Origin of the sequence: Pseudodesulfovibrio sp. JC047 (assembly GCF_010468615.1) — a bacterium.
In the GTDB taxonomy this organism is placed as follows: domain Bacteria; phylum Desulfobacterota; class Desulfovibrionia; order Desulfovibrionales; family Desulfovibrionaceae; genus Pseudodesulfovibrio.
In genome coordinates this window covers 15,494-37,707 of record NZ_WUEH01000018.1, presented here as the reverse complement: position 1 = coordinate 37,707, position 22,214 = coordinate 15,494, and the positions used below count along the sequence as shown (strand labels likewise).

Below are 22,214 nucleotides of genomic sequence, written 5' to 3'. Positions count from 1 at the left end.
GAGATAGAGTTTAAAGATAGTTAATCGCTAACGGAGAGGTCCTCATGAAAAGAATGCTGAAACTGTTTGGAGTCTCTGCCATGTGTATGGCGTTGCTCCTGTCGCTGGTTGCCTGCGGCGAAGCTCCTCAGGAGAAAAAGGCCGAAGAGCCTGCAAAAACCGAGGAAGCTACTGCTCCTGCCGCTGAAGAAGCGAAAACGCTCAAGGCCGGATTCGTGTATGTTTCCCCGATCGGTGATGCCGGTTACTCCTATTCGCACGACTTGGGTCGTCAGACGGTGGATGGCTTGGATTGGGCCACGACTTCGTTTGTCGAATCCGTCCCTGAAGGTGCTGATTCCGAACGTGTCATTCGGAACATGGCTCGTAAGGGTTTTGATATCATTTTCGCAACCAGTTTCGGATACATGGATCCGATCATGAAGGTTGCCAAGGAATTTCCGAATGTCAAATTCATGCATTGCTCCGGTTTCAAGAAAGCCGAGAACGTGACCAACTATTTTGGTCGTGTGTATCAGGCCCGGTATCTGACTGGTATGGTGGCTGGTGCCATGTCCAAGACCAACAAACTTGGCTATGTGGGTGCGTTCCCCATTCCCGAAGTTATTCGTGGTATCAATGCTTTCACGCTCGGTGCCCGTGAGATGAACCCGGATGTCGAAGTCCGCGTTGTCTGGACAAAGACCTGGTACGATCCTGCTTTGGAAAAAGACGCTGCCAAGTCGTTGCTTGACGCAGGTTGTGACGTTATCGCCCAGCATCAGGATTCTCCTGCACCGCAGGAAGCCGCTGAAGAAGCTGGTGTTTACTCTGTTGGTTACAACTCCGACATGTCCTCTTTTGCTCCCAAGGCGCATCTGACATCCGCTATCTGGAACTGGGGCCCGGTGTACACCAAGACGATGGAACAGGTCCGTGATGGTTCCTGGAAGGGCAACGAATCCCTGTGGTGGTCCATGCACGAAGGCGTTGTTGATATCGCTCCGATGGGACCGATGGTTCCGGAAGATGTCAAGAGCACGGTCATGGCCAAGCGGGCTGAATTGATCGAAGGCAATGACATTTGTTTTGTCGGTCCGATCAAGGATCAGAGCGGTGCGCTCAAAGTCGCCGAAGGCGAAAAACTCACCGACGCCCAGCTGCATGACATGATGTGGTTTGTTGAAGGCGTTGTCGGTACCATAAAATAAGTACGGCACATGCCTCTGAAAATACGAAAAAGAGATGAACCCTGGAAGTGGGGCGCCCTGGTTGTATTCTTGGGCGCCCTGCTCTTTTCCCTTTTTGTGAGTGCATTACTCATCGAGGGACAGGGCAAGGACGCACTGCACGGGATGATGGTCCTGTGGCAGGGAAGTTTCGGAAACCTTTGGGCTTTGGAAGGCGCACTTCTCAAGGCTATTCCGCTTTTCCTCTGTTCACTGGGGGTCGCTGTGGCCTTCCGTATGCAGATCTGGAACATCGGTGCGGAAGGACAGTTTGCCCTTGGCGCTATTGGCGCAACCTGGGCTGCCTTGTTATTTCCCAATTTGCCTGGAGTGGTCTTGTTGCCACTCATGTTTTTGATGGCGTTTGTTTTTGGCGGCATCTGGGCATTTATCCCCGCTTTTCTCAAGTTGAAGCTGCGCGTCAACGAGATTATTTCCACGTTGATGCTCAACTATATCGCAATACTCCTGCTCGACTATCTGGTTTTTGGTGTCTGGAAAGACCCGGCCAGTTTTGGGTTCCCCATGACGCCTGAATTTTCGGTCAATGCCATTATCCCTCATATCGGGAGCAACCGAGTTCATTGGGGACTGCTTTTCTGCGCGATCGTTGGAATCGGACTCTGGGCGTTCATGCGTTTCACCCGACTTGGTTTTGAGTTGCAGGCAAGTGGCGAAGGGGCGCGTGTCGCAAAATATGCCAAGATTCGGTACGGATTGTTGGTCATGTTTGTCATGTTCCTGTCCGGTGGATTTGCCGGATTTGCCGGATGTATTGAGACATCTGCGGTTTTGAACCGATTGCAGCCGAGTTTGATCGTCGGATATGGATATACCGCCATTGTTGTTGCCTGGTTGGCTCGTCTTGAACCCTTGAATATTGCCTTTGCGTCCTTTTTACTGGCGGCGTTGCGTGTGGGCGTAGAAAATTTGCAGCTTGAATTGCAAATTCCTGCGGCATTCGGTGTGATTATGGAGGGGATGATTTTGTTGACGGTTTTGGCCGGACAGTTCTTCCTTTTATACACCTTGGAACGCAAGCAAAGGCAGGATTAAACGTATGTGGGAATTTTTGATACCGCTTTTTGCCGCGACCGTACAATCCGGCACCCCCATTTTGTATGCAACTTTGGGTGAGATGATGACCGAGAAGGGCGGCGTGCTGAATCTCGGCGTTGAAGGCATTCTGTCTGTAGCCGCCTTGGCGGCTTTTTGGACGAGTCTGGCCACTGGGTCGCCTTGGTTGGGCTTTTTGGCAGGGGGAATCTGTGGCATGGCCTTTGCCTCATTGCACGCCTTTGTCTGTATTTCCTGTCTTGGTAATCAGGTTGTCTCGGGATTGGCTTTGACCATTCTCGGTACTGGATTGACGCATTATCTCGGTGTTCCGTATGTCGGGTTGTCCGCACCTGGTTTTACCCCGTTTGATTTCCCTGTCTTGTCGCAGATCCCGATGATCGGCGACATCTTTTTCAAGCATGACATGCTGGTGTATATCTCGTTTGTCATTCCGTTTATATTTTGGTTCTTCTTCAAGCGAACAAGTCTCGGGCTGCATGTCACGGCCACAGGAGAAATGCCAGCGGCGGCTGCGGCTGCGGGATTGAAGCCCATTGCATTACGATATTTTGCCGTTTTGACAGGCGGTTTTCTTATCGGTTTGGGCGGTGCGTATCTTTCGCTCGCGTACACACACCTGTGGACAAACGGTTTGTCCGGTGGGCGTGGGTGGATCGCTGTCGCACTGGTTATTTTCGCTTTTTGGCGGCCAGGTCGGGCGGTTGTTGGTGCCTACCTTTTTGGAGGCGTCATGGCCTTTCAGCTTCGCCTACAAGCCTACGGAACAAATCTTCCTTCCTCTTTGTTATTGATGCTTCCGTATTTGTTGACTATTTTTGTCCTTATTCTGTCCGCGTGGCGAGGTCGTCGTGTTGATGGCCCTGCGGCTCTCGGGACCAATATCGAGCCGGAGGGATAGGCGTGCCTGATTTCAACTTTGTTCGACCTGTTCCCAGCCGTCCTATTGAACCCGGAGAAGTTCCGGTTGTCCGACTTAAGGGATTGACCAAACGGTTTGGTAAAGTCGTGGCGAATGATTCCATCACGCTCGATGTCTATCCTGGTCGTATCAAGGCTTTGCTTGGCGAAAACGGTGCGGGAAAATCCACCATGATGTCCATGCTAGCCGGTCGGTATAAGCCGGATGAAGGGACCATTGAGATTGACGGAAACCCCGTGCGATTTTCATCGTCCAGAGATGCAATTGCATCGGGAATCGGCATGGTCTATCAGCATTTCATGTTGGTTGATTCCATGACTGTGACCGAGAATGTCTTGTTGGGACAGGAAGGCGGCTTTTTTGTCAATCGTCGAGAAATGGCCAAACGGGTTGTGGCATTGGCTGAGAAATATGACATGGACATTGATCCATTTGCGCGTATTTCCGATTTGTCCATGGGCGAAAGACAGCTCGTTGAAATTTTGAAGTTGCTGTATCGCGAAAGTCGTATCCTGATTTTTGATGAACCCACTGCGGTCTTGACACCGGAAGAAATTGTCACCTTGTTCAAGGCTTTATGGCGGATGACGGAACAGGGCAAAGCCATTGTCTTTATCAGTCATAAACTCGAAGAAGTTATTGCAATCGCTGATGAAATTGCCATTTTGCGGCGAGGAAAAATCGAAGGTGAGCTGGACCCGAATACCATTGAATCCAAGGCTGATCTGGCCTCGCGGATGGTGGGCAAGGAAGTGTTGCTTGAAGTTGATCGGGAGCCGGTCGAACACGGTGAGAGTGTCCTGGATATCAGGAATCTGACCGGGTTGGGATTGTCCGAAGTCGATTTGAATGTGCACCAGGGTGAAGTCGTCGCGTTGGTCGGCGTTGCGGGGAATGGGCAGAAAAGTTTGGTTGAGGCTGTGACGGGACTGACTAAACCACCTGTGGATACAGTTTTTATCATGGGGCAGCCCTGGCGGCAGTTTTTTGCCGAATCTACATGGAATCGATCCATGTGCTACATCCCCGAAGACCGTTTGGGGCTTGCGACGTTGCCGAATCAAAACCTTGTGGACAACCTTTTATTGACCACGCGCAAAGGATTTGCCAAAGGATGGTTGCTGGACAAAAAGAAAGCGGCCAAGGATACTATCGATCTTATCAAGAAGTTTGATATCCGTCCGGGCCGTATTCATGCGTTGGCTTGGCAGCTTTCCGGCGGGAATCTGCAAAAAGCGGTACTTGCGCGTGAATTATATCGTGAACCTCGTTTGATTGTTGCCGAACAGCCGACGCAGGGGCTGGATGTTTCCGCGACAGAAGAAGTCTGGAAGCGGCTCCTCGAAGCCAGAGCCATGGCTGGCGTCTTACTTGTGACGGGCGATTTAAACGAAGCTTTACAACTTGCCGACCGGATCGCAGTTATTTATCGTGGTCGAATTCTGGAGATTCTGGATACGGCAGATCCGGGAACGACACGGAAAATTGGCCCGTTAATGGCTGGGATTGTGGAGTAGTCGCCAGGTTGCTATATTTTTCATTCAGGCCCATATGGTTTGAATATGACATTCAATTTGAGAAGGAGAAAGGCATGAAAATCTGTAGGATGAATGTGGTTGCCGTCATGGCTGTCGCCATGCTGGTCGGCATGTTGTCTGTTTCCGCTTTTGCGGGAACCACGTTGGAAAAAGTTCAAGCTGCTGGTGTCATTTCTGTTGGAAACAGCCCTGATTATCCTCCGTTTGAATCCATTGGAGACAGTGGCGAACGTGTTGGTTTTGATATTGATTTGCTGAAAGCCATGACAGAAAAAATGGGCTTGAAGATCAAATGGGTCACCATGGAATTTGCCGCTATCGTCACCGCTGTCCAGTCCGGTCAGGTCGATATGGGTATGTCCGGTTTCAGTGTGACGCCTGATCGTGCCAAGCAGGTCAGTTTTTCCGCTCCGTACATTGCCAATGGCCAGGTTATTGTAACGCGTCCTGAGTCTGACATTACGTCCGCCGCTGATCTGAAAGGCAAAAAGATTGCCGTTCAGTTGGGAACGACCGGCGAGCAGCAGGCCGACAAGATTGAAGGTGCCGAAGTTATCAAGCCTGAGAGCTACAACATCGCTTTCATGATGTTGCGGAACAAGGCTGCTGATGCTGTTGTTGCTGATCTGTCCGTTGCTGACGAATACATGAAGCAGGGCACGTTCAAGCGTGCTGGTGATCCGCTTTCCTACGAAGAATTTGCAATCATTTCCCGTAAGGGGAACGATCCTTTGCTCAATGCTTTGAATGAAGCATTGGATGCCGTCAAAAAAGACGGAACGTATGACGCTCTCGTCAAGAAGTGGAATCTTTAATATAACTTTGCCGGGAGAGATATTTTCTCTCCCGGCTTGTCTTTTCAGGAGCCAATAGTGGACTTCTCCCTGGTTTTCAAACATTACGACATGCTTCTCAAGGGCGCGGCGGCTTCTCTTGAAGTGACTATTGGTGCGCTCGCCATGGGACTTATTCTCGGTGTTCTTGCCGGGACATGCCGCATCAGCCGTCGGTTTTATATCCGTGTTGTCGCAGACGCATACATTCAGATTATTCGCGGCACTCCGATGCTGTTGCAGATCTTTTTCTTTTACCTCGGTTTCCCGCAAATTTACATGATGATCACGGGTGAGGGGATTTCACCGGACCCGCTGGTCACTGGTATGGTTGCTCTTGGGATCAATAGTGGCGCATACAATGCAGAAATCATCAGAGCTGGAATTCAATCTATCAATACAGGACAGATGGAGGCGGCTCGGAGTACCGGTTTGCGTCATGTGCAGGCTATGATCCATGTCATTTTGCCACAAGCCTTGCGGCGTATGATTCCACCTTTGGGCAATGAATTGATCGTTTTGCTCAAGGATTCATCACTCATTTCCACCATTGGTGTCGCTGAGTTGATGTATTCTGCAAAAGTTCTCGGAGCACGATATTACACATATGTTCCGTTCCTTGTTGGAGCCGGTTGCATCTATTTGACATTGACGTTTTCTTTTTCCCGTCTTTTCAACGCGCTTGAAAAAAAGCTCTCCGCTGGGAGCGGGGCGCGTGAAAATGCTGGTAAGATACCTGATTTAGGGTAACTTTTTACGCTGTTCACAATGCCCCTTTCGGTTGTCCGGAAGGGGTTTTCTTTTTCCATGATGGTGACAACGGTCAGGAGGACTCGTGCAGAACAGTTTTTATACGGATTTTGACACAGAATGGATCGGGCGGGGACAGTCCAAAAATAGCAAAGGTCGCACACCGTTTGAACAGGACCGGGACCGTATTATCTATTCTCCGGCTTTTCGTCGTTTGCAAAACAAGACACAGGTTTTTCTTTCCGGTGAGTTCGATTTTTATCGAACCCGACTCACGCATTCCATGGAAGTTTCTCAGATTGGCCGATCCATCGTGAATCATCTCAATAGATCGTCCGATCAATTGTCCGATCATTTTAGAATTGATCAGGATCTCGTCGAATCAATTTGTTTGGCGCATGACATCGGCCATCCCTCTTTTGGGCACGCCGGGGAGCATATTCTCAATGATTTGATGTTCGATTCTGGCGGTTTCGAGGGGAATGCGCAGAATTTGCGGATTTTGGTCGATCTGTTTTATCGTGATAAAACTCAATGGTCCGGCATGAATCCGACGCGGGCTTTTCTTGATGGAATGCTCAAATACAAGGTGTTATTTGGGGATTCTGAAGCCAAGGTGAATCATTTCATTTATGATTTTCAAAAGGATATTTTGGATTTTGTCAGTCCTGATGTTTCTATTTCTTCGCTTTTTGATTCTGAATTAGACCTGAATTCTTTCAAGTCTCTTGAATGCCGGATAATGGATTGGGCTGATGATATCGCGTATTCCATTCATGACATTGATGACGGTATTCGAGCTGGTTTCATCACCATGAAGAAAATATTGAATTGGATGGACGACAAGGAAGACGAATACACCGGCGATGATCGGACGTTTCTTCAAAATCTTGCGAATGCCATTGAAAATGATTCATTCAGTGCATTTTTAGCCCGTTTGATCGGTGTGTTCATTCATGGAACACGGCTTGTATCACGGGAAAATATTCTTTCTCAGAAAACCAATCGATATGCTTTCGACATTGAGATTGATCCCTCATGTCTGGCTTTTTGCACCTTGTTGAAGATGATTTCCATCAATCTTGTTTTTTACACCCCACAAGTACATCAGCTCGAATACAAGGGGGGCCGTATTCTTCGTGAGATTTTTACGGTTATGGAAGATGAATATATCACCAAGAAAAATCCAGAATATCGGTTGCTACCAGCTCATTATCACAAGGCTCTCAAAAAGCACGATGTCGTCGGCAAAAGACGTATGCTTTGCGACTATATCTCCGGCATGACTGACGGGTTTGTTGTCAGAACATACAAACGACTTTTTGATCCTGAATTTGGTTCAATTAATGATTTGGTCTAATACGTGAGTTTGTCCTACCGAGGGTCGCTTTCAGCGAGACCAGGACGCTGTCCTGGACCTGCCAGAGAGCCTTTTGAAAAAGGTTCTCTGGACTCTCCAAAACTTTTTGGGTCGCTTCGCGAAGGTTGTTGGCAGATTTTGTTTCACTGTTTTTGAGAAAGTTTTTGATATTTTTGATGGATTTGTGAAAAATTATTTATCTTTTTACGTTGCCCCATCCGATATCGGGCGACCTCGCCAAAGACGCGCCAAGAAGTTCTTGATGGGAAGTCCAGAGGGGGAACCTCTTTCAAGAGATTCCCCCTCTGGTCGTCGGAGACATTTTTATACAACGAATGTATTATTTTTCTTTGATGACTTGGATGTCTTCCTGATTGAGGATGACTTTTTTCCCATCATCGTCTTCGAATTTATAGGTATCGGTTTGGACATCATATTCTGGTGAACCGTTAGCGGTGTAGGTTTCTCCGGCTGTGGTTGTAATCATGTATTGTTTTGAAAAACAGGCCGTGAGGGAAAGCGCAAAGGCGCAGAGTATGATGATCGAATAGAGCCGTTTCATGAAGAACCCCTTGTAAACAGTGAATGGTCAATAAATTTGTACAATTTGTTGACGCTTTTGATCAACATTTATTTTTCAAGATGGAATCTTTTAGGAAAACAAGGCACCACCACGGCTCAAGAGTTCATCCAACTGCGTTTCGGTCAGGTGCAGTCTTTGCGAAAGACTTTTGATTTCGGTTGCTGCATCATAAAGCGGGTAGTCACTGCCAAAAAGAATGTGGTCGTGCGGGAATGCTGCGAAGAGGCGTTGCAGCAACGAGTCGTCCACAAAGTCCAGCACACTGGAGCAATCGACATAGACATCAGTTCCGGCCAGATGTTTGATCGCATACTCCCATTGGTGGTATCCGCCCATGTGTGCCGCAATCATGGTCGGTTTCGGGAACCGTTTGCGTAATGCGGCCATTTTTTTGGGACAGGACGGATTTTCGTCGGGGGGCAGGGTGTCTCCGATGTGAAAAAGGCAAATAAATCGGCCCTGAATCAATTCCATCACGTCAAAAAAAGATTCGTCATCCATTCTGAATCCTTGAAAATCCGGATGGAATTTCAGGCCTTGGATGCCGTTTTTTTCAAGTCGATCCAGTTCTTCGGCATTTCTGTCAAAGCCGGGGTGCAGGGTGCCAAAGGGGATGAATCGGGGATTGGTCTTTTTGAGTTGGATCGCCCAGTTGTTGGCTGGAATGACTTGACTCGGGGTTGTGGCGGCACTGAGAACAACAGATTTATCCAGACCTGCCCGGTCCAGCCGCTCGATGAGATCGTCTGCTTTGCCTGTACCAATTGGTTTGACGCCGTAATGGCCTTCGAGTTGAACAAGTACCTTGTCGGCGATTTTGGGATCAAACGCGTGAGCGTGAATATCAATGCGCATGAGAAATCCTTGCCGGAAAATTGCGACTTCCGGCTTTTTTTGTCCCTATGAATCAATGTGAGAAGGGTGTTTTCAGAAAAGCTCTTTTAACCAATGAGGGACGGGAATGGGTTTGCCATCCAGGTTGACGCAGGCATGATTGGTTTTCCCCGTGGAATGGAGAATGGTTTTATCTTCATTCCAGATTTCATAGACGAAATCGACCGAGGCCCGACCCCATTTGACGATGCCGACGTGAATATGGATTTTTTCATCATAGCGAATGGGCACACGATAGCGACACTGTGCCTCTCGAACTGGCAACATGATACCGCGTTTTTCGGTTTCACTGTAACTCATGCCCGATTCTCGAATGAGTTGGCTTCGTGAGCGTTCGAAGAGATGGAGGTATTCGGCGTGATACACGACTCCCATGGCGTCTGTTTCGCCATAGGAGATGTAGTGCGAATACCAACTGTCACATGTGGGAAATTGAACGGAGGGTGTCATTTTTTCAATCCGAGTTTTTTCAAGGCAAATGACAGGAGTTCGTGTCCATTATCCAGCGTAAGTCCTGTGGAATCCGCACTTTTTTCGCTGAAAGACTCAATGCCTGAAGCCTCGCAGCCGGGACCGTTAATGATAAAGGGCACGGGGTCCATGGTGTGCGTGCGTTCGACAATGGGGGTGAAGTGATCGCAGGTAACGATCCAGGCGGTTTCCTCATCGCGTAGCGCCTTACGGAGTGGAGCGACAACACGGGCGTCAAATCGGCTGATGGCCTCGACTTTGTCCGCAGCATTGCCACCGTGTCCGCATTCGTCAGGCCCTTCCAGGTGAACGAAAACGAAATCGTTTTCACGCAGGAAATCGAGGGCCGCATCGACTTTGCCTTGATAGTTGGTATCCAGTAAGCCGGTGGCTCCTTCGATATCAATGACATCCATACCAGAGGCGTTTCCGAGTCCCTTGATAAGATCAACAGCGGAAATAACCGCTCCTTTCATGCCTGAATTTTCAGTGAAATCAGGAAGATTCAACGGGCGACCCTGTCCCCACGGCCAGATTGAATTGGCCATGGATGCGTTGATATCGCGGTCTTCAAGCAGTTCTTTGGCTTCAAAGATGAGATCCCAAAGAAACGGGCTTTTGGAAAATGTGCGCAAATCCGGTTTGATGGATTTGTCCGTGATATCGTGAGGCGGGTTGATCGTCAGGGCTGCGTCTTCCGTGAGTGCCCCGTTCCTTTGGACCAAGAGGTGGCGGTATTGGACTCCAGGATGGAATGTGTATGTGTCGTTTCCGAGTTTTTCCTGAAGCGTGCTGACCAGCGGGCGTGAGATATCGCTGGAAATATGGCCTGACGAATAATCTCGCATGAAACCGTCAATGGTCAATTTGGAAACAGTGACCAGATTCAGCCGCCAGACCAGATCATCCGGCCCCAGTTTCAAGCCTTGGGCCGCCGCTTCAATCGGTCCTCGTCCCGTATGATACACTGCGGGATCAAAGCCGAGAAGGGCCATGTTCGCCACATCGGATCCCGGAGGCATCCCTTTAGGAACCGTCTGTGCTCGGCCAACGATACCAGTCTTGGCCAATGCATCCATGTTGGGGGTATGTGCCGCTTCCATGGTGGTTTTGCCGCCAAGTTCTTCCAGCGGCCAACCACCCATTCCATCGGCGATAAGATACAGTACTTTCATTCGTTTTCTCTAGAGTATCCTGAATTTGACGCAGGGTTCAACAGTGAAATCCATGGCGTCCATATCTTCAATCATTGCTGTGACCGCTTTGGCAGGGGTCTCGTGGCTGACAATGACAAGCGGAACGCCTTCAGCACCAGCTTCGCCTTTTTGTACCGCCTGAGCAATGGAAATGCCATGCTCAGCCATTGAATTGGTGATGGCGGCCATGACGCCGGTTCTGTCCGCGACCGTAAAACGGAAGTAGTATTTGGACTCGGAATCCTCGGGTGGGAGGATGGTGGCCTTGGCAAGGGGCTGATTCCTGAATCCGGTATTGTCGGGTGCACCGTTGGAGCTGTCCATGGCTCGGACGATGTTCATGATGTCGGCCAGCACGGCACTGCCGGTGGGCAGGTCGCCTGCGCCTTGACCATGCAACATGATGGGACCAACGGCATTTCCTTCCAACCGGACTGCGTTGTAATTGCCGCCGACCCGGGCCAGTAAATAAGTGTAGGGGACCAAAGCCGGATGGACTCCGGCTTCCAGTCGTCCATTGACATCCATGACATGGGCCAGCAACTTGATACGATACCCGAATTCCCGGGCGAATTCGATGTCCATGGACGTGATTCCCGTGATGCCCTGAATGGGAATCTCATTTAAGGGATAATCCACGCCGTAGGCCATGCGAATGAGCACACACAGTTTGTGTGCGGTATCAAATCCTTCAATATCGAATGTCGGGTCAGCCTCGGCATAGCCCAAATCCTGAGCGTCGGCCAAGGCGGTCTCGAAATCCAAGCCCTTGGTGGTCATTTCGGACAGGATGTAGTTGGCTGTCCCGTTCATGATGCCGAGCATCTGTGTGACTTCATCCCCGGCCAGACTGTCTTTCAAAGTCTGGACAATGGGAATGCCGCCAGCACAACTGGCTTCAAAATGCAGGGCTACCTCGTGTTCGCGGGCGGCGTCAAACAACTCCAGCCCGTGCTCGGCCAGCAGGTGTTTATTGGCGGTCACCACATGTTTGCCCGCAGCAAACGCGTTCAGAACGAGATCCTTGGCCGTATCCAGCCCACCCATGAGTTCGACCACGATGTCAATATCCGGGTCGTTCACAAGGGCGGACGGATCGTCGGTAAAGGTGACGTCCGGGCCTGGATCAAAGGCGCGTTTTTTGGACAGGTCCCGTACAAGGACGGACCGGATTTCAATGCGTTTACCGAGTCGTTTTTCGATTCGTTGCGCATTTTTATCCAAAATTTTGGCCAGACCAGAGCCGACTGTGCCGAATCCGCCGAGACCGAGTTTTATAACATCCATATCTATCCTTTAGCGAAGAATTTGCGCAGGTTACGAACTGCCTGATTGGTACGATGTCTGTTTTCGACAAAGCTGAAACGGACGTGGTCGTCACCATATTGGCCAAAACCGAGACCGGGCGAGACTGCGACTTCAGCTTCCTGCAAAAGCATTTTTGAAAATTCGACGGATCCCATTTTTTTGAATTCGTCCGGGATCGCGGCCCAGAGGAACATGGTCGCCTTGGGCGGTGTTACTTCCCACCCGATGCGGTTGAGGCCTTCGCATAATGCGTTCCGTCGATCTTCATAGACCGCCATGATTTCTTTGACGGACTTGTCCATGTCTGCCTGCGTGAATTTTGGATCGTCGTCAAGGTCGCCGTTCAAGGCACAGGCTGCAGCAATCTGGATCGGCTGATAAATGCCGTAATCAAGATAGCTTTTTATGCGGGTTAGGGCATTGACCATTTCCGGGTTACCCACGCAATAGCCCACTCGCATTCCGGCCATGGAATAGCTTTTGGTCATTGAAAAGAATTCGACACCTACGTCGATGGCTCCTTCGGCCTGCATGAAGCTCGGGGCTTCATAGCCGTCAAAGACGAAGTCCGCGTAAGCATAGTCATGAATGACGTACAAATCATGCTCTTTGGCGAAATTGACGATCCGTTGGAAAAAGTGCAGGTCCACGCATTGCGTGGTCGGGTTGTGTGGGAAGTTGATGATGAGCAGTTTTGGCTTGGGCCAGGTGTGAGAAACCGCTGTCTCCAGGTTTTCAAAAAAGTCCTGACCAGGACCAATGGGCACACGGCGGACATCTGCACCGGCTATGATGGAGGCATAGGGGTGAATGGGGTAGGCCGGGTCCGGAGCAAGGACGACGTCGCCCGGAGAAAGCATGGCCAACGCGAGGTGGGCCAACCCTTCCTTGGCACCCATGGTGACACAGACTTCGGTGTCGGCGTTCAAGGAAACGTCATAGCGACGTTTGTACCAGTCGCGGATTCCAGCCCGCAATCCCTTGATCCCTTTTGACGCTGAATATTTGGAGTTTCCCGCCTTGTGCGCCGCTTCTGTCAGTTTGTCGAGGATGGGCTTGGGGGTGGGCACATCTGGATTGCCCATCCCGAGGTCAATGATGTCCGCGCCCGCGTGGCGCATCTTCATTTTCAATTCATTGACCTGGGCAAATACATAGGGGGGCAGTCGATCGACTCGAGCAAACTTTGACATAACGTGAAACTCCTCAAATATATTAGTTCAATCAGGTTTTCTTACGCTCGACTGTTGCATGTGTCAAAACGAAAATCGTGAAGTCCTTTGAGAAATACGGCATCTTGTCCAGGTGGATTCACGATGCTTTCTTGACCTGTGCGGGAGTTTTTCTTAGCGTTCATATTCAACACGAGAAACTTTCGGCGAATGTGCCGCAACCAGACAAGGAGACATCCATGGTCCAGAAATCTGAAACCATTTGGTTTGACGGGAAGTTCGTCCCCTGGGATGAGGCAAATGTTCACGTCCTGACACACACTTTGCACTATGGTGCGGGTGTTTTCGAAGGAATTCGTGCCTATGAATGCGCGGATGGTTCTTCAGAAGTTTTTCGACTGGATGAACACATGGTTCGTCTGATCAATTCCGCAAAAATTTTGGGCATAGCGGTTCCGTACACGGCTGAAGAATTGACCGTGGCCGCCATTGAGACCCTGGAACGGAATGGATTAGCCGGAGCCTATGTCCGTCCGTTGGTCTTTATTGGTGAAGGTTCCATGGGGGTGCATCCCGGCGACAATCCGATTCGGACCGTGATTGCGACCTGGCCCTGGGGCGCGTATTTGGGAGACGACGCATTGGACAAGGGGATTGCCGTCAAGTGCAGTTCATTCAATCGGCATCATGTCAATGTGATGATGACCAAGTCCAAGGCCTGCGGGAACTATGTCAATTCCGTGCTGGCCAAGACCGAGGCCGTGGCCGATGGGTATGATGAAGCCATTCTCCTTGATACCACGGGGCATGTGTCCGAAGGCTCGGGCGAAAATATTTTCATGGTGGTGGACGATGTCTTGTTCACGCCGCACACCGATGGCGTTTTGGGTGGTTTGACCCGCCAATCGATTATCGCGTTGGCCAATGATCTTGGATACGAAGTTCGTGAAGAACCGATCACTCGCGACATGTTATATGTGGCTGACGAGGTCTTTTTCACCGGGACTGCTGCCGAGTTGACGCCTATCAGTTCCATTGATCGTCGGCAGATAGGCGAGGGCACAGCCGGTCCCGTGACAGTCATGCTTCAGACTGAATACTTCAAGATTGTCAAGGGTGAAAATCCTGACTATGAGCACTGGCTCCATCGATACATTTTATAATAAGTAATGGACGCGATATATGACAATCTGGGAGACATCCCCCTGTGTCGAATTGAGGACACGGGGGGTGCCCCTTTTCTCGTGTGAACAGGAAAGAACCCCGACGCGATTGAAAACTGGGTTGATAGAAAGTCTAGAAAGTCGGACCATCATCTGATAATACTGATGAAATACGACGCGTGACATCGGGTTTTTCCGATTTTTCCCTTTTGTATCAATCGAGTATGAATTTCGCGTCCAAGCATCAGGCAGACCAATGAGCACATCGAACCTCACAGCGAAGTATCGTCCACAGACGTTTGAAGACGTCGCCGGACAAAAAGCGATAAAATCCATTCTTTCCCGGGCCGCTGCCCAGGATAAGATCGCGCCCGCGTATCTTTTTTCGGGCACACGAGGCGTGGGCAAGACCACGATAGCGCGTATTTTCGCCAAGGCGCTCAATTGTGTGAACGGACCGACCGGCGAGCCGTGCAACGAGTGTGCGAATTGCAAGCAGATCACCGCTGGCGTGGCCGTGGATGTCATCGAGATAGATGGTGCGTCCAATCGTGGCATCGATGACGCCCGGCGTCTGAAAGAAGACATCGGGTACGCACCGATTGAATGCCGGTACAAAGTCTTCATCATTGATGAGGCCCATATGTTGACCAAGGAGGCCTTCAACGCCCTCTTGAAGACGTTGGAAGAGCCACCGCCGCGTGCCACGTTCATCATGGCCACGACCGAGCATCACAAATTCCCGGCAACCATTATCAGCCGGTGCCAGCATTATACATTCAAGATGTTGACGCAGATGGAACTGGTTGACCATCTTGAAAATATCATGACCATGGAAGGGTTGCAGTATGAACCCGGTGCGTTGGAGATTATTGCCAAGCGCGGTGCGGGTAGTGTGCGGGATTCCATGTCGCTTTTGGGACAGGCCCTTGCCATGGGTGAAGACGTCCTGAAAGAAGCGGATGTCCGGGGATTTCTCGGATTGGCCGGACAAGATGTGTTTTTTGGTCTCATGGAGGCCATGTATTCCAGGAATCTGGTGGCCGTGGGGACCGTGCTCCGGCAGGTGCTGGATCAGGGACTTGATCTCGGATTTTTCTTGCGGGAATTGACCAATTGCTGGCGCAATATGTTTTTGCTCCGACAGGCAGGCAAGGAAGCCTTGCCGCTTCTGGGGTTGTCTGGCGAAGAAGCCAAAGGCTGGATGGGATGGGCCGAAAAATTTGAACCAGCGCATATTCACGCATGTTGGCAGATGACACTGGATGGGCAGCGAAAGGTCATGACCAGTCTGGAACCTGCCTTGGCCTTGGAATTGTTGTTGTTAAATTTGACCAGTCTGCCGGAACTCATTCGTCTTGAATCCATGACCGCGCAGACTCCGGCTTCGGGCACACCACAGCGTCCCATGGGTGGTTCCGGGGGAATGCAGGGTGGATCGGGTCCCGGTCAGGGATTTCGGCAGGGACAGGGCGGTGCGCCCGGCAATGGGCAACGGTTTGCTCCTCAGCACGGGACACAGCCCATGCAACAGGCTCGGCCACAGGTGCCGCCGCAGACGCAGCAACGTCCACCCATCCCGCCGCAGGCCCAGCAGCGGACTCAGGCCCCGTCTCGACAGTCGTCTTCTCCAACGGCATCAATGCGCGGAACCGAGACCTCGACGCCTCCGGCCGCGCCAAAGGAGCCTGAGCCAGCCCCGGTCGTGCCATCTGATGCCACACCGTTGTCAGAAACAGCGAATCCGCCTGTTCCACCACATCCTGCGGGAAACAGAAATTGGACGGGGTTTTTGGCCTTTGTGGAAGAGCGGAACGGGCAAGCCGGTGTCAAGGTCAGCATGTTGCATTTGACCAAAGGTTCATTGGTGAAAAATGAATTGGTTGTGACCTGCCGATCTCGAACCATGTGTGGTAATCTGACGGAAAAGAACACCTTCAAGGCGCTTGAAGCCTTGGCAAAAGAATATTTTGGTTCAGCGATTGAACTTCGGATTGAAACCGGTAAGATTGCTGTGCAGAAATCCGATAAGCAACTGATGGAAGATGCGGAAAACAATCCGGCGGTGAACAAGATCATCGAGACCTTTGGTGCCCAGATTGTTTCGGTCAGTCCCAGAAAACAATAAACGATATGACGAAAAGGATACGATAATGAAAGGCATGAATGAAATGGTCCGTCAGGCGCAGATTATGCAACGCAAAATGACTGAAGCACAGGACTCCCTGAAGACGCAGATAGTTGAAGCGTCCAGCGGTGGTGGTATGGTTTCGGTCAAGGTCACCGGTGCGCAGGAAGTCGTTGAAGTGCACATTGAGGAATCCGTGATGGAAGCCGGTGATGTGGAGATGTTGCAGGACCTCGTGATGACCGCTGCCAATGAAGGCCTCAAGAAATCCAAAGAGATGATGGAAGAACAAATGAAAGGCATTACCGGCGGCCTGAATATCCCCGGTATGTTTTAGGAGCTGCTTTGCAGAATCTTCCCAGACCACTCAAGGAAGTGGTTGGTCAGCTCTCCAGTCTGCCGGGTATCGGTCCGAAGTCCGCATTGCGTATTGCGTTGACATTGCTCAAGATGCCACGGGAAAAAGCCCGGGGAGTCGGGCAGTCTATTGTCGAGCTTCGCGAACGACTGTGCCTGTGTGATGAGTGCGCTTGTCTGTCGGAATCAAGTCCGTGCGAGATTTGTTCTGATCCTTCCCGTGAGTCCACCCAGTTATGTCTTGTTCCTGAATGGGACGCATTGTTGGCCATGGAAGAAATGGGTGTATACCGTGGGAAATATCTTGTCCTTGGCGGCTTGCTGTCGCCATTGGACGGGATTGAGCCGGGACATTTGGAAGTCGATCGGTTGCGTCGTCGATTGGCAACGGGTGAAGTCCGTGAATTGATCCTGGCTCTTGGAGCGACCTTGGACGCCGAAGCAACTGCTTCGTATGTGAAAAATCTGGTGGAGTCCGAATTTCCCGAAGTGTCTGTGAGCCGTCTGGCACAAGGCATCCCCATTGGCGCGGAAGTCAAATTCATGGACAAGGAGACGTTGAAACAGTCTCTTGTTCACCGGCAAAAAGTATAGCCGTAGAGAGAGTTCATGAGCGACGATCAACGTGCGTATCTGTCTGGCGCAGAAGTGCAGACAGTCATTTATCATAATTCGGAAAACGGCTACACCATCGCCCGCGTCCAGGTGAAGGACGAACCCGGGCAGACGACAATTGTTGGCACTTTGGGAGAACTGGCGGCCGGATCGTCGCTGGATTTGCACGGTCAATGGATCCATCATCCGAAATTTGGTCGCCAATTCGAGGTCTCCACCTTTGAACAGGCTCGTCCTGCCACGGAAAACGGTGTCATCCGTTTTCTGCAATCATCCATCAAAGGCGTTGGTGAGAAAACCGCGACCCTGTTGGTGGAAGAATTCGGGGTGGAAGTATTGGATGTCCTGGATGATGATCCAGAAAAATTGTTGAAGATTCGAGGGATTTCCAAAAAAAAGCTTGTTGATATCATCGAATCATGGAGCAAGCAGCGGGAAATCAAGAATCTGTTGGTTTTTTTACAGACCCACAATGTGCCCACGACATTTGCCGGAAAGATTTTTCATCTGTACGGCGCACAAGCCGAACGGAAATTGCGGGAAAATCCATATGATCTGGCCTATGAAATCCGGGGGATCGGGTTTCGGACAGCGGATCAGATGGCTATGAAGCTTGGCTTTGATCCTGACTGTGCTCAACGGTTGGAAGCGGCCCTTGCCTATACCATGCTCACCAGTTGCGAGCGGGGAGGGCATCTTTTTGTGCCCAAGCCCAAGTTGCTGGAGGACACGGCCCGGATGCTCGACACCTCGGATGTGGAAAAGCTGGAATTGGCCCTGTATTCACTGGAGGCCAAGAAGCGTATCCGTATCGAGGATTTGTCGGATCAGCACATATCCGAAGCTGTGTACCTGATGTATTTTTATCATTATGAGAATGAGTCTACACAGCGATTGTATCAACTTGTCAGTCATCCCACGCCTGTCAGTCGCAAGAAAATTGAAAAGACCTTGCCGCGAGTCGAAGAAAAACTCGGGTTTACGTTGTCTGATGAGCAGCGGGCTGCGGTTTTTGAAGCGTGTAGTAACAAGGTTTTCATCATTACAGGTGGTCCTGGTACTGGTAAAACCACGATTACCAAGGCCATTATGCTCACGCTGAAAGAGTTGGGACTGAAAATTAAACAGGCCGCGCCAACAGGTCGGGCCGCCAAGCGTATGGCCGAGGCCACCGGGCATTCCGCCAAGACGTTGCATCGACTTTTGCAATATCAACCCGATGGTGGTTTCCACTATTGTGAGGATCAGAAACTCAAGGCCGACGTGTTGATGGTCGATGAAGCGAGCATGGTCGATGCACAGTTGTTTGTGGCGATCTTGCGGGCCTTGCCGCACACCTGTCGGCTTATTTTGGTCGGAGATGTCAACCAGTTGCCGAGTGTTGGTCCCGGGAATGTGCTTGGAGACCTTATTCATTCTCAAAAAATACCGTGTGCGGTTCTGACACATATTTTCAGGCAGGCGCAGGAAAGTTTCATCGTGGTCAACGCGCACCGTATCAATGAAGGGCAGTTTCCACGGCAACATCCGAGTCAGGCCCCGGAAGCGGATTTCTATTGGATACCTCAGGAAAATACGCTCAAGGTTCAAAAACTCATTCTCGACAGTGTGTGCGACCGTATTCCCAAACGATACGGATTGGACCCGCTTCGGGGTATTCAGGTGCTTACCCCCATGCACAAGGGGGATGTCGGGACACAGGCCCTGAACGTCGCCTTGCAGGCTCGGCTTAACCCTCCGGGTGAAAAACGGGAGTTGAAACGGAAGTTCGTGACGTATCGGGAAGGGGATCGGGTCATTCAGCTCAAGAACAACTATGACAAGGAAGTCTTCAATGGTGACCTTGGTTGGATTATCGAGGTGGACGAGGCCGATCACGAATTGATGATCGAGTTCGATGGGAACTTCGTGCATATTGAATCCAGTGAATTGGACGAACTCGGTTTGGCCTATGCCATCAGTGTCCACAAATCACAGGGAAGCGAATATCCGGCGGTTGTCATGCCTATCGTGACGCAACATTATATGTTGCTTCAACGCAACTTGCTCTATACCGGATTGACGCGGGCCAGAGAGCTGGCTGTGCTTATCGGGTCGGAGCGGGCCTTTCAGATCGGGTTGAACAATGCCACGGCCGGGAAACGACATACACATCTGGATTACAGAGTCCGTTCCATCTTTTCGGAGAATCGGTTATATTGATTTCCTGCGTAATGGGTTCAGGTTGCAAAATAATGATAAAAATGGTGAATTGTAGACTGGCCTTTTTGTGTGCAATGGTTACCTTTGTGTCGTGTTACTGCGTCGGACGTTCGGATTTGGTCGCGTCCGTACCAAATGATATATCAGTCAAGGAGATGACTCATGCTCAGTGAAAAAATGGAAGCTGCGCTCAATGCGCAGATGAATTGGGAAATCTATTCGGCACATATCTACCTGTCCATGTCTTCCCATTTCTCTCAGGAGGGAATGTCCGGTATCGCCACATGGATGTATGCCCAGTATCAGGAAGAAATGTTTCATGCCATGAAGTTCTTCAGCTACATTAATGAAGCGGGTGGTCATTCCAAGCTCGGAACCATCGAGGCCCCTCAGTATTCATGGGAATCGCCTCTGGCCGCTTTTGAAGACGCATTGGCCCATGAACAGGGAGTCACTGCCCGTATCAATGATTTGGCCAATCTGGCTGTCGAAGAGAAGAATCATGCGGTCGGTATCTTCCTGCAATGGTTCATCTCCGAACAGGTTGAGGAAGAGGACACCGTTGGCGAGATTGTCGGCAAACTCAAGATGGTTGGTGCCGGCGGCGGATTGTTCATGCTGGATCGAGACCTGGGAACGCGGGTCTTTACCCCTCCGGCAGACGCATAGAAAATCAGTGTACCGAGCCGGAAGGGATCGCCCCTTCCGGTTTTTTTCGGTCTCAGCCACGAGGAAAGTATGCAGGATACAAGCTTCAATATCGTTATCGGCGGTGCGGCGGGGCAGGGTTTGGCCACAATCGGACGCCTTTTCTCCAAAGGAAGCACCCGGGCCGGATATCATTTGTTGGTCAATCAGAAATATATGTCGCGGGTTCGTGGGGGGCATAACACCTTTGCCATTCGCTTTGGTCCCGATCCCATTGTCGGGCCGACGGAGTCCATCGACATACTGGTGGCCTTGAATGCTGAAACTTTGGCATTGCACGAGGCAAATCTTACCTCCAGAGCCATTGTCATTGCCGGGGATGATCTTGAGACTGATGCCGCGAACGTTCTGCGGATTCCGTTCAAGACGTTGGCCCCGAAACCGTTGTTTCACAATACGGTTGCCCTTGGCGTGCTTGGCGCGGTCGTCTGTCTGGATGCCGAGATTCTGGAACGGCTTTTGACTGAGACCTTTGCGAAAAAAGGCGAATCAGTGGTGCAGGCCAATATTGACGTGCTTCGGTCAGCCTATGCCTGGGTGACGTCGCAGGAATACACGTTCCCCTGTGTGGCTCCTTCAGAGAAGGACGGCGAACGGATCATGATCAATGGCAATGAAGCCATTGCGCTTGGAGCTTTGGCCGCCGGATGCAATTTTTTGTCATTTTATCCCATGACACCAGCAACCTCGGTCGCCATGACCCTCATTGAAAAAGGCGGCCCACTCGGATTGGTGTACGAACAGGTTGAAGATGAAATCGCGGCGGTGAACATGGCTATCGGAGCGTCCTATGCCGGAGCCAGGGCCGCAGTGACCACGTCCGGCGGCGGTTTGGCGCTTATGGTTGAAGGCCTCAGTCTGGCTGGCGTGTCTGAGACGCCGTTGGTCTGCATGGTGGTTCAACGCCCCGGACCTGCCACTGGAATGGCGACTCGAACCGAACAGGGCGACCTCAATCTGGTGTTGTATGCCGGGCATGGAGAATTCCCGCGTGCCGTGTTTGCCCCGGCTGACCCTGAAGAGTGCTTTTATTTGATGCATCGAGCGTTTGACCTTGCCGAACGGTTTCAGGTTCCTGTTTTTGTCTTGTCAGATCAGTATCTCGCTGATTCATATCGGTCACTTGAACCATTTGATATCGAGACGTTGCCACATACGGCGCGTCCTATGCTTGACGCGGACGCTGCCGAATATAAGCGGTATCTTTTGACGGAAGACGGGGTTTCGCCTCGGCTGGTGCCGGGATCGACTAAAGCATTGGTTCGGGCCGATTCTCATGAACACGATGAGGACTCAGTCATTACCGAGGACGGTCTCAACCGCATGATGCAGAACACCAAGCGGTTGAATAAGGAATATGGATTATGGGACGAGGTGGTCGAGCCGGATTACTATGGTGAAGATACCCCTGATGTCTTGCTGGTCTCATGGGGGTCCACGCTTGGCGCGTGTCTGGATGCCATGGAAATGGCCGATTTTGGCAAGAGCGTGGGGGTCCTGCATTTCAAACAGGTTTGGCCGTTGCTTGAAGATACTTTCATCGATTATCTGGAAGAGTCAGGCACCGTTATCACGGTGGAAGGCAATGCCACCGGGCAGTTTTCCAAATTGATTGCGCAGGAAACCGGGTTCATCATCCGCGAATATATTCTGCGTTTCGATGGTCGGCCCATGTCTGCCGAGTATGTGCTTGCCGGTCTGAATACAATTCTCGAAACCATGGAGTAAC

The 22,214-nt window shown here is 50.9% G+C and carries 20 protein-coding genes; 14 read left to right on the top strand and 6 right to left on the bottom strand.

Going from position 1 to position 22,214, the window contains the following annotated elements; genetic code table 11:
* Positions 1-44: 44 nt before the first annotated feature.
* The 7 genes from GO013_RS12165 to dgt all read left to right on the top strand — a co-directional run bounded on the left by GO013_RS12165 (position 45) and on the right by dgt (position 7,688).
* Complete coding sequence (locus GO013_RS12165; protein ID WP_163811495.1) at positions 45-1,190, top strand: BMP family ABC transporter substrate-binding protein; 1,146 nt, start codon at positions 45-47, stop codon at positions 1,188-1,190.
* A gap of 9 nt (positions 1,191-1,199) precedes the next feature.
* Positions 1,200-2,264 (top strand): ABC transporter permease, encoded by a 1,065-nt coding sequence (locus GO013_RS12160; protein ID WP_163811493.1) that lies wholly within the window; start codon positions 1,200-1,202, stop codon positions 2,262-2,264.
* Between the two features lie 4 nt (positions 2,265-2,268).
* The gene (locus GO013_RS12155) at positions 2,269-3,186 is read left to right on the top strand and encodes an ABC transporter permease (RefSeq protein ID WP_163811491.1); all 918 of its coding nucleotides are present in this window, start codon (positions 2,269-2,271) and stop codon (positions 3,184-3,186) included.
* 2 nt (positions 3,187-3,188) lie between these two features.
* Positions 3,189-4,724 carry an ABC transporter ATP-binding protein gene (locus GO013_RS12150; RefSeq protein WP_163811489.1) on the top strand — a complete coding sequence of 512 codons (1,536 nt, stop codon included), beginning with the start codon at positions 3,189-3,191 and terminating at the stop codon, positions 4,722-4,724.
* A 74-nt stretch (positions 4,725-4,798) separates the two neighbouring features.
* Positions 4,799-5,560, top strand: a complete 762-nt coding sequence (locus tag GO013_RS12145) for a basic amino acid ABC transporter substrate-binding protein (RefSeq protein ID WP_163811487.1) — start codon at positions 4,799-4,801, stop codon at positions 5,558-5,560.
* A gap of 57 nt (positions 5,561-5,617) precedes the next feature.
* A complete protein-coding gene (locus GO013_RS12140) occupies positions 5,618-6,328 on the top strand; it encodes an amino acid ABC transporter permease (RefSeq protein ID WP_163811485.1) in 711 nt (236 codons plus the stop codon).
* A gap of 85 nt (positions 6,329-6,413) precedes the next feature.
* Complete coding sequence (gene dgt / locus GO013_RS12135) at positions 6,414-7,688, top strand: dGTP triphosphohydrolase (protein ID WP_163811483.1); 1,275 nt, start codon at positions 6,414-6,416, stop codon at positions 7,686-7,688.
* A 340-nt stretch (positions 7,689-8,028) separates the two neighbouring features.
* Here dgt and GO013_RS12130 read toward each other — a convergent pair whose 3' ends face one another.
* The 6 genes from GO013_RS12130 to GO013_RS12105 form a co-directional block, all read right to left on the bottom strand.
* Complete coding sequence (locus tag GO013_RS12130) at positions 8,029-8,250, bottom strand: YgdI/YgdR family lipoprotein (RefSeq protein ID WP_163811481.1); 222 nt, start codon at positions 8,248-8,250, stop codon at positions 8,029-8,031.
* A gap of 90 nt (positions 8,251-8,340) precedes the next feature.
* The gene (locus GO013_RS12125) at positions 8,341-9,126 is read right to left on the bottom strand and encodes an amidohydrolase family protein (protein ID WP_163811480.1); all 786 of its coding nucleotides are present in this window, start codon (positions 9,124-9,126) and stop codon (positions 8,341-8,343) included.
* A gap of 72 nt (positions 9,127-9,198) precedes the next feature.
* The gene (locus GO013_RS12120; protein ID WP_163811478.1) at positions 9,199-9,615 is read right to left on the bottom strand and encodes a thioesterase family protein; all 417 of its coding nucleotides are present in this window, start codon (positions 9,613-9,615) and stop codon (positions 9,199-9,201) included.
* Entirely contained in the window at positions 9,612-10,811 is a 1,200-nt protein-coding gene (locus tag GO013_RS12115) for a cofactor-independent phosphoglycerate mutase (protein ID WP_163811476.1), read from the bottom strand. Before GO013_RS12115 ends, GO013_RS12120 begins: the two co-directional genes overlap by 4 nt.
* Before the next feature lie 9 nt (positions 10,812-10,820).
* Positions 10,821-12,119, bottom strand: coding sequence for a homoserine dehydrogenase (locus GO013_RS12110; RefSeq protein ID WP_163811474.1), 1,299 nt, complete (start codon positions 12,117-12,119; stop codon positions 10,821-10,823).
* A gap of 2 nt (positions 12,120-12,121) precedes the next feature.
* On the bottom strand, positions 12,122-13,333 hold the full coding sequence (locus tag GO013_RS12105; RefSeq protein WP_163811472.1) for an aminotransferase class I/II-fold pyridoxal phosphate-dependent enzyme: 1,212 nt from the start codon (positions 13,331-13,333) through the stop codon (positions 12,122-12,124).
* Between the two features lie 218 nt (positions 13,334-13,551).
* Here GO013_RS12105 and GO013_RS12100 point away from each other — a divergent pair, with 218 nt between their 5' ends.
* From GO013_RS12100 to GO013_RS12070, 7 genes are all read left to right on the top strand, one after another.
* Positions 13,552-14,475, top strand: a complete 924-nt coding sequence (locus tag GO013_RS12100; RefSeq protein WP_163811471.1) for a branched-chain amino acid transaminase — start codon at positions 13,552-13,554, stop codon at positions 14,473-14,475.
* A gap of 256 nt (positions 14,476-14,731) precedes the next feature.
* Positions 14,732-16,603, top strand: coding sequence for a DNA polymerase III subunit gamma/tau (gene dnaX, locus GO013_RS12095; RefSeq protein WP_163811469.1), 1,872 nt, complete (start codon positions 14,732-14,734; stop codon positions 16,601-16,603).
* Between the two features lie 25 nt (positions 16,604-16,628).
* Entirely contained in the window at positions 16,629-16,940 is a 312-nt protein-coding gene (locus GO013_RS12090) for a YbaB/EbfC family nucleoid-associated protein (RefSeq protein WP_163811467.1), read from the top strand.
* Positions 16,941-16,948: 8 nt separating this feature from the next.
* A complete protein-coding gene (gene recR / locus GO013_RS12085; RefSeq protein WP_163811465.1) occupies positions 16,949-17,554 on the top strand; it encodes a recombination mediator RecR in 606 nt (201 codons plus the stop codon).
* A gap of 15 nt (positions 17,555-17,569) precedes the next feature.
* Positions 17,570-19,777, top strand: coding sequence for an ATP-dependent RecD-like DNA helicase (locus tag GO013_RS12080; protein WP_163811463.1), 2,208 nt, complete (start codon positions 17,570-17,572; stop codon positions 19,775-19,777).
* A 162-nt stretch (positions 19,778-19,939) separates the two neighbouring features.
* Complete coding sequence (locus GO013_RS12075) at positions 19,940-20,446, top strand: ferritin (RefSeq protein ID WP_163811461.1); 507 nt, start codon at positions 19,940-19,942, stop codon at positions 20,444-20,446.
* Positions 20,447-20,515: 69 nt separating this feature from the next.
* The gene (locus tag GO013_RS12070; protein ID WP_163811459.1) at positions 20,516-22,213 is read left to right on the top strand and encodes a 2-oxoacid:acceptor oxidoreductase subunit alpha; all 1,698 of its coding nucleotides are present in this window, start codon (positions 20,516-20,518) and stop codon (positions 22,211-22,213) included.
* Position 22,214: the final 1 nt, after the last annotated feature.

Excerpts from the sequence above, each read along its gene's own strand:
- GO013_RS12165 (WP_163811495.1), top strand. The coding sequence starts at position 45 with ATGAAAAGAATGCTGAAACTGTTTGGAGTCTCTGCCATGTGTATGGCG.
- GO013_RS12160 (WP_163811493.1), top strand. The coding sequence starts at position 1,200 with ATGCCTCTGAAAATACGAAAAAGAGATGAACCCTGGAAGTGGGGCGCC.
- GO013_RS12155 (WP_163811491.1), top strand. The coding sequence starts at position 2,269 with ATGTGGGAATTTTTGATACCGCTTTTTGCCGCGACCGTACAATCCGGC.
- GO013_RS12145 (WP_163811487.1), top strand. The coding sequence starts at position 4,799 with ATGAAAATCTGTAGGATGAATGTGGTTGCCGTCATGGCTGTCGCCATG.
- GO013_RS12130 (WP_163811481.1), bottom strand. The coding sequence starts at position 8,250 with ATGAAACGGCTCTATTCGATCATCATACTCTGCGCCTTTGCGCTTTCC.
- GO013_RS12125 (WP_163811480.1), bottom strand. The coding sequence starts at position 9,126 with ATGCGCATTGATATTCACGCTCACGCGTTTGATCCCAAAATCGCCGAC.
- GO013_RS12120 (WP_163811478.1), bottom strand. The coding sequence starts at position 9,615 with ATGACACCCTCCGTTCAATTTCCCACATGTGACAGTTGGTATTCGCAC.
- GO013_RS12115 (WP_163811476.1), bottom strand. The coding sequence starts at position 10,811 with ATGAAAGTACTGTATCTTATCGCCGATGGAATGGGTGGTTGGCCGCTG.
- GO013_RS12110 (WP_163811474.1), bottom strand. The coding sequence starts at position 12,119 with ATGGATGTTATAAAACTCGGTCTCGGCGGATTCGGCACAGTCGGCTCT.
- GO013_RS12105 (WP_163811472.1), bottom strand. The coding sequence starts at position 13,333 with ATGTCAAAGTTTGCTCGAGTCGATCGACTGCCCCCCTATGTATTTGCC.
- GO013_RS12100 (WP_163811471.1), top strand. The coding sequence starts at position 13,552 with ATGGTCCAGAAATCTGAAACCATTTGGTTTGACGGGAAGTTCGTCCCC.
- dnaX (WP_163811469.1), top strand. The coding sequence starts at position 14,732 with ATGAGCACATCGAACCTCACAGCGAAGTATCGTCCACAGACGTTTGAA.
- GO013_RS12090 (WP_163811467.1), top strand. The coding sequence starts at position 16,629 with ATGAAAGGCATGAATGAAATGGTCCGTCAGGCGCAGATTATGCAACGC.
- GO013_RS12080 (WP_163811463.1), top strand. The coding sequence starts at position 17,570 with ATGAGCGACGATCAACGTGCGTATCTGTCTGGCGCAGAAGTGCAGACA.
- GO013_RS12075 (WP_163811461.1), top strand. The coding sequence starts at position 19,940 with ATGCTCAGTGAAAAAATGGAAGCTGCGCTCAATGCGCAGATGAATTGG.
- GO013_RS12070 (WP_163811459.1), top strand. The coding sequence starts at position 20,516 with ATGCAGGATACAAGCTTCAATATCGTTATCGGCGGTGCGGCGGGGCAG.